Origin of the sequence: Clostridioides sp. GD02367 (assembly GCF_045900275.1) — a bacterium.
GTDB classification, from domain to species: Bacteria; Bacillota; Clostridia; order Peptostreptococcales; family Peptostreptococcaceae; genus Clostridioides; species Clostridioides difficile_A.
Window position 1 is genome coordinate 1 of sequence record NZ_JBJODK010000023.1, and the last position, 9,194, is coordinate 9,194.

At 28.0% G+C, this 9,194-nt stretch carries 9 protein-coding genes, 1 tRNA gene, 1 other RNA gene and 1 other annotated feature; of the genes, 10 read left to right on the plus strand and 1 reads right to left on the minus strand.

Annotated elements, in window-relative coordinates:
* Positions 1–116 precede the first annotated feature (116 nt).
* From Q3223_RS19315 to Q3223_RS19360, 10 genes are all read left to right on the plus strand, one after another.
* Positions 117–626 carry a transcription repressor NadR gene (locus tag Q3223_RS19315; protein WP_021396376.1) on the plus strand — a complete coding sequence of 170 codons (510 nt, stop codon included), beginning with the start codon at positions 117–119 and terminating at the stop codon, positions 624–626.
* Between the two features lie 11 nt (positions 627–637).
* A complete protein-coding gene (locus tag Q3223_RS19320; RefSeq protein ID WP_054268632.1) occupies positions 638–1,519 on the plus strand; it encodes a mechanosensitive ion channel family protein in 882 nt (293 codons plus the stop codon).
* A 126-nt stretch (positions 1,520–1,645) separates the two neighbouring features.
* Positions 1,646–1,852 (plus strand) — a binding site (T-box leader).
* A gap of 124 nt (positions 1,853–1,976) precedes the next feature.
* Positions 1,977–3,248 carry a serine--tRNA ligase gene (serS, locus tag Q3223_RS19325; RefSeq protein ID WP_054268633.1) on the plus strand — a complete coding sequence of 424 codons (1,272 nt, stop codon included), beginning with the start codon at positions 1,977–1,979 and terminating at the stop codon, positions 3,246–3,248.
* 314 nt (positions 3,249–3,562) lie between these two features.
* On the plus strand, positions 3,563–4,018 hold the full coding sequence (locus Q3223_RS19330; protein ID WP_054268634.1) for a nucleoside deaminase: 456 nt from the start codon (positions 3,563–3,565) through the stop codon (positions 4,016–4,018).
* A tRNA-Ser gene (locus Q3223_RS19335) sits at positions 4,019–4,110 on the plus strand.
* 37 nt (positions 4,111–4,147) lie between these two features.
* Positions 4,148–4,412, plus strand: an RNA gene (gene ffs, locus Q3223_RS19340) — signal recognition particle sRNA large type.
* Positions 4,413–4,488: 76 nt separating this feature from the next.
* The gene (dnaX, locus tag Q3223_RS19345) at positions 4,489–6,126 is read left to right on the plus strand and encodes a DNA polymerase III subunit gamma/tau (protein WP_219674363.1); all 1,638 of its coding nucleotides are present in this window, start codon (positions 4,489–4,491) and stop codon (positions 6,124–6,126) included.
* Between the two features lie 58 nt (positions 6,127–6,184).
* Positions 6,185–6,535 carry a YbaB/EbfC family nucleoid-associated protein gene (locus Q3223_RS19350; RefSeq protein WP_021382454.1) on the plus strand — a complete coding sequence of 117 codons (351 nt, stop codon included), beginning with the start codon at positions 6,185–6,187 and terminating at the stop codon, positions 6,533–6,535.
* 12 nt (positions 6,536–6,547) lie between these two features.
* Positions 6,548–7,147, plus strand: a complete 600-nt coding sequence (gene recR, locus Q3223_RS19355; protein WP_054268636.1) for a recombination mediator RecR — start codon at positions 6,548–6,550, stop codon at positions 7,145–7,147.
* A gap of 141 nt (positions 7,148–7,288) precedes the next feature.
* On the plus strand, positions 7,289–7,510 hold the full coding sequence (locus Q3223_RS19360) for a hypothetical protein (protein ID WP_054268637.1): 222 nt from the start codon (positions 7,289–7,291) through the stop codon (positions 7,508–7,510).
* A gap of 68 nt (positions 7,511–7,578) precedes the next feature.
* Here the strand turns inward: Q3223_RS19360 and Q3223_RS19365 are convergent, their stop codons facing one another.
* Positions 7,579–8,784 carry an MGDG synthase family glycosyltransferase gene (locus Q3223_RS19365; RefSeq protein ID WP_407812426.1) on the minus strand — a complete coding sequence of 402 codons (1,206 nt, stop codon included), beginning with the start codon at positions 8,782–8,784 and terminating at the stop codon, positions 7,579–7,581.
* Positions 8,785–9,194 lie beyond the last annotated feature (410 nt).

Sequence of the window (9,194 nt, forward strand, 5' to 3'; positions counted from 1 at the left end):
ATTTGCAATAAAGTTTAATATTAAATAGAATATAAAATCAATATTGATTTATAATAAGATAAAATATAGAATTATATAGTATAGGTAAAGTTTTTGATTTAGAAAGAAGGTGTAATATGAATTCTGATGAAAGAAGAAGCAAATTAATAGATATTTTAAAAGAATCTAAGTGCCCTGTAAAAGGTGGAATGCTAGCTGAGATATTAAATGTAAGTAGGCAAGTAATAGTACAAGATATAGCCCTTATAAGAGCTAGAGGATTTGAAATAATAGCTACACCTCAAGGATATATAATATATAATCAACCATATTTTACAAAGCAAATAAAATGTAAGAATCACAGGAATTCTAAAGAAATTTATGATGAATTAAAGATTATTGTAGATTTAGGTGGAATTGTTAAGGATGTCATCGTAAATCATCCAACATATGGTCAGATAACTGCAGAGCTTAATATTTACTCTAAAATGGATATAGATAATTTTATGAAGAAGGTTGAGACAAATGAATTTAAACAGTTATCAGTTCTAACTGAATGTAGTCATATTCATACAATTGAGACACTAAAAGAAGAGACTATAGAAGTTATAACAAAAGAATTAGAGGACAGAGGAATATTATCATAAGGAGGAGTTAAATGAATTTTTTATCATTAGCTAAGACTGCTTCAACAAATAGTAATATAACTAAAAGAACTTTAGAAAATATGCTTAATAACTTTAGTGATAATATACCAAATATTATATATGCAATAATCGTATTTGTAATAGGTATCTATATATCTAGGATAGTAAAAAAGATGGTTTCAAGGTTTTTAATCAAATATGGAATGAGCAAAGGTGTAAATAATTTCATTGTATATGGAATATACATATCTATGTTATCTATTATATCATTGATAAGCTTGGGTATTATAGGGATACAAACTACATCAGTTGTAGCTGTATTAGGAGCTGCTGGATTTAGTATAGGTTTAGCATTTAAAGAAATATTATCAAATTTAGGTTCAGGTATGATTATTTTATTTTTTAAGCCATTTAATATAGGCGATTATATTCAAGGCTCAGGTGTAGAAGGTACAGTTTCTGATATACAAATATTTAGTACTGTTCTTAAAACCCCAGATAATAAAACCATAATTATACCAAACTTTCAATTGACAAGTAACAATATAATTAATTACACACATCAAAATAAAAGAAGGATAGATTTTTCATATAATATTTCATATGATAGTGATATCGATGTAGTTAAGTCCATATTGAATGAAATTTTTATAAATGAAAAAAGGATATTGGATGACCCAAAACCAATTATAGGTTTAAACTCTATAGGAAACAACACTATGCAAATAGTTGCTAGACCATGGGTTAAAACTGATGATTACTGGGATGTTTACTTTGATGTAATGGAAAAAGTCAAAAATAAATTTGACGAAAATAATATAAAAGTCCCATTTGTTCCTTCCTCATTATTATTTAATAATATGAGCAATTTAAATACAATGGATAAAAGATAGAATTTCAATTAAGTAAAAAAGTGAATTTAATATAAAAAATTAAAGAAAATTCTAAAAAAATTTGAATAATAGTATTGAAAGATGTTAATATATATAATATAATGATTATCAAATAAAACAATTAGTTAAAAAGCGGTGAAGGAAAATAGTAAAAAACAGATTGTATTCAGAGAATGAGTGGATGGTGAGAACTCATTACAATGGTTTTTGAATCTACTCTAGAGCTTCTAGTTAAAGCTAGACGGTTTACCTACGTTATAGGTCTGAGAGGATTATACGTTTTAGTATAATCAATTAGGGTGGCAACGCGGATAAAAGATTTTCGTCCCTTTTATAGGGTAAACGGAGGTCTTTTTTTATTTTTCAAATTTGTTTAAATTAAAAGTTTACAGCTAGAATACTTGTAAATTAATTGGAATTATAATTTATATTATCAAAATTATTAGGAGGAATTAATATGTTAGATATTAAAAGAATAAGAGAAAATTTAGATGATATCAAGAAAGCTATGGAAAGAAGAGGCGAAAGAGAATTTGACCTTGATGCTGTGGTTGAATTAGATAATAAAAGAAGAGAGATACTTCAAGAAGTTGAGGTTATGAAAAATGAATTAAATGTAAATTCTAAAAACATACCACAATTAATAAAAGAAGGCAAAGATGTAACAGAAGAAAAAGCAAGATTAAAAGAGTTATCAGATAAGATAAAAGGTATTGATGAGAAAGTAAAAGAAGTAGAAGCAAAAATGGAATACACATTGATGAGAATACCAAATGTTCCTCATCCAGAGGTTCCACAAGGCGAAACAGATGAAGATAATGTTCAAATAAGAACTTGGGGAGAACCTACTAAATTTGATTTCGAACACAAAGCACATTGGGATATTGGTACTGGTCTAGGTATATTAGATTTTGAAAGAGCTGGAAAAATAACTGGTTCAAGATTTACTTTATATAGAGGTTTAGGTGCTAGATTAGAAAGATCTTTAATGAATTTCTTTTTAAATACTCATACAGCTAAACATGGATATACAGAAGTTTTACCTCCATTTATGGCTAATAGAAATAGTTTTATAGGTACTGGTCAACTTCCTAAATTTGAAGAAGATATGTTCAAGATAGAAGGATTAGAGTATTTCTTAATACCAACAGCTGAAGTACCTGTTACTAATATACATGCTAATGAGATATTAGATGTTGCAGAACTTCCAATTAAATATTGTGCATATACTCCTTGTTTTAGATCTGAGGCAGGTTCAGCAGGAAGAGATACAAGAGGTTTAGTTAGACAACATCAATTTAATAAAGTTGAGTTAGTTAAGTTTGTTAAACCAGAAGATTCTTATAATGAATTAGAATCATTAACTCATGATGCTGAAACTATGCTACAAATGTTAGGTCTTCCATATAGAGTTGTAAAAATATGTACAGGGGATTTAGGATTTACAGCTGCATTTAAATATGATTTAGAAGTTTGGATGCCAAGTTACAATAGATATGTAGAGATATCTTCTTGTTCAAACTTTGAAGATTTCCAAGCAAGAAGAGCAGGAATAAGATTTAAAAGGGATAAAAAATCAAAAGCAGAATATGTTCACACTTTAAATGGTTCTGGATTAGCTATAGGAAGATGTCTAGCAGCTATACTAGAAAATTATCAGCAAGCAGATGGTTCTGTAGTAGTTCCTGAAGAATTAAGACCTTACATGGGTGTTGATGTTATAAGATAATACTCTATTGATATTATATGTAGAAATATATTTTGATGTAAAAGACATACTATGAATGAACAATAAATTAAAAAGCTATGAAATTATTAAATTTCATAGCTTTTTTATGTGAATTTATATAAACAAATATCTATCATAAAATGCTAAACATCTTTATAAATCAACACTTATATAAATGGATAAAGATTATTTTGGAACTAATTTAAATAAAATATAGAGATATCTATTAATAATTAAATAAACAAAATAAAATTAAGTTGAATTATAAAATGAATTATGATAAGATAAGTTTGTTATAAGTTTTGGGAGGAATTATGGAAAGTTCATTTTATATGAAAGAAGCATTAAAAGAAGCATATAAAGCATATAATAAAAGAGAAACACCAATAGGAGCTATCATAGTTAAAGATAATCAAATAATAGCTAGAGCTCATAACCTTACAGAAACGTTAAAAGATTCTACAGCTCATGCAGAGATTTTAGCAATAAAGCAAGCATCAGAAAAAATAGGTGGTTGGAGGTTGACTGATTGTGATTTGTATGTTACAATGGAACCTTGCATAATGTGTAGTGGTGCAATAGTTAATTCTAGAATAAAAAAGCTTATAATAGGGACAAGACATATAAAAAATTCATATATAGAAAAACAACATGAGTTTAAATTAGATTATTTTAATAATAATAATGTAAAAGTGGCTTTTGATGTTTTGCAAGAAGAATGCTCGATCATATTGCAAGAATTTTTTAAGGCATTAAGAAAAAGAGATTAAGGAGAGATGGTCGAGTGGTCGAAGGCGCTCGCCTGGAAAGCGAGTATATGGGTAAAACTGTATCGTGGGTTCAAATCCCACTCTCTCCGCCAGAAACAATAAAAGTAATTAAATATGGTTGTAATTTTGCTGTACTAGATGGGGAGGTAGCGGTGCCCTGTAACCTGCAATCCGCTATAGCAGGATTGAATTCCATCTAAAGGCTTATTTTCTGTAGGGCCGCCCTAAATAAGTGGTGTTGATGCTTAGGTCCTGCGCAATGAAAGCTCATGAACCCCGTCAGATCCGGAAGGAAGCAGCGGTAAGTGATCACTTTTGTGTGCCGCGGGGGTGCCTAAGTTGAGCTAACTGTTTTGGTAACGCCTATGGAATTAAGTCGATAGATGGTGTACAGCATTTAATATATAAAAGACTAATCCCTTAGATAATGAGGGATTTTTTTATTAATTTTACTAAAGAGAGGTAAAAAGATGCATAAAGCATTATATAGAGCATATAGACCACAAAAGTTTGAGGACGTTATTGGTCAAGATCATATTATTAAGACTTTAAAAAATCAAATATACAATGATAATATAGGACATGCTTATTTGTTTTGTGGGACAAGAGGTACTGGTAAGACATCTACTGCAAAGATTTTTTCAAGGGCAGTTAACTGTTTAAATAAAATAAATGAAGAACCTTGTAATGAGTGTGAGATATGTGAATCTATATTAAAGGACAATACAATGGATGTTGTAGAAATAGATGCAGCATCAAATAACAGTGTGGATGATATAAGAGAACTTAGAGAAAGTGTGAAATATTCTCCAGCTAATGCTAAATATAAAGTATATATAATAGATGAGGTTCATATGTTGTCTCAAGGAGCTTTTAATGCACTATTAAAAACATTAGAAGAGCCTCCATCATATGTAATATTTATATTGGCTACTACTGAACCTCACAAGATACCTGCAACTATTTTATCGAGATGCCAAAGATATGATTTTAAAAGAGTTACAGTTAAGGACATGACTCTTAGAATGAAAAGGATTTGTGAAGATGAAGGAATTGATATAGATGATAAAGCTCTTAATTTAATAGCTAGGAATTCTCAAGGAGCGCTTAGAGATGCTCTTAGTATATTAGACCAATGTATATCATTTGGAGAGAATAAAATAGATTATAAAGATGTTGTTGAATTGATGGGAAGCGTCAATATAGAGCAGTTATTTGAATTGTCTCAATGTATTGTGGAACAAGATACTAAAAAATCTCTAGAGATATTAAATGAATTTGTTTTATGGGGGAAAGATATAAGAAACCTTATAAATGATTTGATTGACCATTTTAGAAATTTAATGGTATGTAAGGTGTCATCAGAATTAGATGAAATAATTTCATTGCCAGAAGAAACTATAGAACAACTTAAGTTTCAATCTGAAAACATAGATATAAACGATTTGATAAGAATTTTAAATGTATTATCAATAACTCAAGATGATATAAAGTCATCTTCAAATCCAAGAGTTTTAGTGGAAATAACTATGATGAAAATTGCTCAACCAATGTTTGATGAAAGTAAGGAAGCTCTTATTAAAAGAGTTGAAAACTTAGAAAAAATGATTGAATCGGGAAGTTTTAAAGTTTTAAAACAGGGCAATAACAAAGAAAAAGAAGATGATGTCAATAGAGAAATAGATGTAAATAAAGAAAGTGTAGTTTATGAAGATGTAAAAAATGAGGATGTTATACTTATAGAGTCATCTTGGAAGAATATACTTAAACAAATTAAAAAAGATAAAAAAATGCCAATATATGCACTTTTAAGTGAGGTAAAAAGTTTTAACGTATATTCTAATATGTTGTATGTTATATTTGATGATAAATTTGATTTCGCGAAAACTAGACTAAGCTCCCAAGATACAATAACTTATTTAGAAAAAACAATAAGAGATGTTTTAAATAGAAGTTTTAGTGTGAAAATAGTATTGACATCAGAGGTCAAAGATATAAATCTTGAAGTTAAAGAGAAAAAGGATATTGGTGAAGAGATATTAAAGAACATAGTAGATGAAGAGATATTAGAAATAAAAGATAGTATTGATGAAAATGAAAGTAAATAATAAAATATTATTATGATATAATAATAAAATGAAAATAAGTTTAGGAGGAATAGTATTTATGGCTAAAAAAGGTTTTGGAGGCGGAATGATGCCTGGTGGTGGAAATATGAATAATTTATTAAAGCAGGCTCAAAAGATGCAAGAAAATATGCAAAAAGCTCAACAAGAGTTAGAAAATAAAGAAGTAGAAGCCTCAGTTGGTGGAGGAGCAGTTACTGTAAAGGTTAATGGTAAAAAAGAAGTTTTGGATATAACTATTAAGCCAGAAGTAGTTGACCCAGATGACATAGAAATGTTACAAGATTTAGTTTTAAGTGCGATAAATCAAGCATTGAGAAATATTGATGATATACAAGCAAATCAAATGAATAAGGTAACTGGAGGTATGAATATACCAGGGTTATTCTAGTAGGTGATATTTATGCAAGTTTATACAGGTCCAATAACGAGACTTATAGAAGAATTTTCAAAGCTTCCTGGAGTAGGAAGAAAGACTGCTCAAAGATTAGCATTTCATATAATTAGTATGAATACTAATGATGTGGAAGCTTTATCTAAGGCTATTATAGATGCAAAAAGAGAAATAAGATATTGCTCAATTTGTTGTAACATAACAGATACAGACCCATGTAGTATGTGTTCAAATAAAAGTAGAGATTCAAGTGTCATATGTGTTGTAGAAGATCCAAGAGATGTAGCAGCTATGGAGAGAACGAGAGAATTTAAAGGTAAATATCATGTATTAAATGGAGTGATTTCTCCAATGGATGGAATTGGACCAGATATGCTAAAAATAAAGGAGCTTATACAAAGGCTTGGCAATCAAGATGTCAAAGAGATAATAATGGCAACAAATCCTACAATTGAAGGAGAAGCTACAGCTATGTATATTGCTAGATTAGTAAAGCCAATGGGAATTAAAGTTACTAGGATAGCTCATGGTCTTCCTGTTGGAGGAGATTTAGAGTATGCAGATGAAGTTACAATATCAAAAGCATTAGAAGGTAGAAGAGAAATATAAAAATCGAGGTTAATACCTCGATTTTTGTAATTTTTTGGTGTTAAATTCAAATTAATTTTGATTTAGATTTATTGAATAAATTTCTTCTGTATTGTATAATTTGTTGTATAAATCATTTAAAAATTTTGATAGGGGTGCAACATGAAACCAATTATGAACTTAGAAGAACATAATGCAATGAAAGAAAAAAGAGTTAAAAAAATGAAATCGAAAGATAAACCTAAACATGATGATTTTGATGATATAAGTTTTTCTAATAAGAAAAAAACTAAGAAAACTGCACGTAACAAAAACACTGAATTCAGAAATAATTATAAAAACTATCAGTATGATTATGAAGAAGACTTTTATGAACCAATTTAATATTAAATAATTAGAAAATAAAAAATCCCTAATAGATAATATATACTATAGGGATTTTATTTATTTTATCAATTAGAAATTATACTTAAAATCAAATTAGCTATATTTTGTGCTGAATTTGATTTTCTTATTGATTTAATATTTCCTTTTAACATCTCTAATCTACTTGGGTCATCTATTAGAACCTTTAATAATATTGATAAATTATATTTCTTTGTAGTTCTAAGTGCAGCACCACAATTGGATAAAAAGTCTAGATTTTCTTCTTCTTGTCCAGGTATGTAATATGGAACTATCATAGGTACATCTTTTAAAAGTGCTTCAGTTGTAGTAAGTCCTCCAGGTTTACTTACTAATACATCTATAGAAGCTAAGATATCATTCATTTTATTAGTATATCCAAGAACACATACATTTTTATTATGAGAACGAGATATAAGTTTTTTTTCTATTTTTTCTTTCAAGTTTTCATTCCTACCAGTTATCACAAGTATCTGAAAGTCTCTATCAGTGTCTAATAACTCATCTAGTGTTTCTTTTATATTTCCAGCTCCAAAGCTACCACCCATAAGTAAAACTGTCAATTTATCAGGCGATAAATTTAACTCAGAAAGAACAACTTCTTTATCCCTATGGGAAAGAAATGATTTCTCTACAGGAATTCCAAAGGTTCTAATTTTGCTAGATTCAACTCCATCAAATACCAATAATTCTTTTACATATTCATGACCAACTATATAATAATCAATTTCATTTTGTATCCATGTAGAATGTGTAGTATAATCAGTTAATACAGAAATAAGTGGAGGAACATTAATCGTGTTTGTGTGATGTTTATAAAAATACTCTGTATAAGTATTTGATTCATTATTATGTAAGTTAAAGTTTTTTTTCAATGTACTAAGAGCAATCATTGGAAAAGGATGTGTTCCAATAATTAAATCTGGTTTTGTATTTCTAATAAGTTTTTTAAATTTTTTTGCCATAAATGTTATTATTAAATTGTCTTTAAATTCATTTTTTGATAAAAGATTCGTTTCAGATAATCTATATACACTGCCATATGCTTTAGGTGTATATATAGCAGATTTTTCATATCCTCTTGAAATTATCTTATCCATTGTGTTATTAACTAATTTTAAACTATCTATTATTTCACATTCAATTGGTTCTCCATCAATTGTTTTGGAAGTAAGCTCTTCTTTAATAGCTAGAGCAGCTCTATTATGTCCACCACCAGTGGAAGCAGACATGATTAATACTTTTTTGCTCATAATAAAATCCTCCTAAAATGTAGCATAGTATTTGTGTGATATTATATTTTGATATATATAAATTGTCATTGTAAATCAAATTATTAATAAATTATTTTTTAATATTAATCTAATACAAGATTACAAAAATTACAAGTGAAAGAAATGTAAATTAATCTTAGAAAATATATGCTATTATAAATATCTATTACAAATAAAAAATTTAATTATAGAATAAAAAGGAAGATTGAGCATAGAATATATATTAGTTTTATGAAATAAACACTTCTAAACAGTATTAAATTTAAAAATTTGAATATAAAAAATATCTGAGAAATAAAAAATTAAAAAAAATGAAAAATTATATTGACTTGGATAAATAAAGGTGATATAGTATTACTTGTCCTTGAAAAAAGGAAAAAGAAATAAAC

Coding starts and splice junctions, on each gene's coding strand:
- Q3223_RS19320 (WP_054268632.1), top strand. CDS start 638: ATGAATTTTTTATCATTAGCTAAGACTGCTTCAACAAATAGTAATATA.
- Q3223_RS19365 (WP_407812426.1), bottom strand. CDS start 8,784: ATGAGCAAAAAAGTATTAATCATGTCTGCTTCCACTGGTGGTGGACAT.
- Q3223_RS19360 (WP_054268637.1), top strand. CDS start 7,289: ATGAAACCAATTATGAACTTAGAAGAACATAATGCAATGAAAGAAAAA.
- dnaX (WP_219674363.1), top strand. CDS start 4,489: ATGCATAAAGCATTATATAGAGCATATAGACCACAAAAGTTTGAGGAC.
- recR (WP_054268636.1), top strand. CDS start 6,548: ATGCAAGTTTATACAGGTCCAATAACGAGACTTATAGAAGAATTTTCA.
- Q3223_RS19315 (WP_021396376.1), top strand. CDS start 117: ATGAATTCTGATGAAAGAAGAAGCAAATTAATAGATATTTTAAAAGAA.
- Q3223_RS19330 (WP_054268634.1), top strand. CDS start 3,563: ATGGAAAGTTCATTTTATATGAAAGAAGCATTAAAAGAAGCATATAAA.
- Q3223_RS19350 (WP_021382454.1), top strand. CDS start 6,185: ATGGCTAAAAAAGGTTTTGGAGGCGGAATGATGCCTGGTGGTGGAAAT.
- serS (WP_054268633.1), top strand. CDS start 1,977: ATGTTAGATATTAAAAGAATAAGAGAAAATTTAGATGATATCAAGAAA.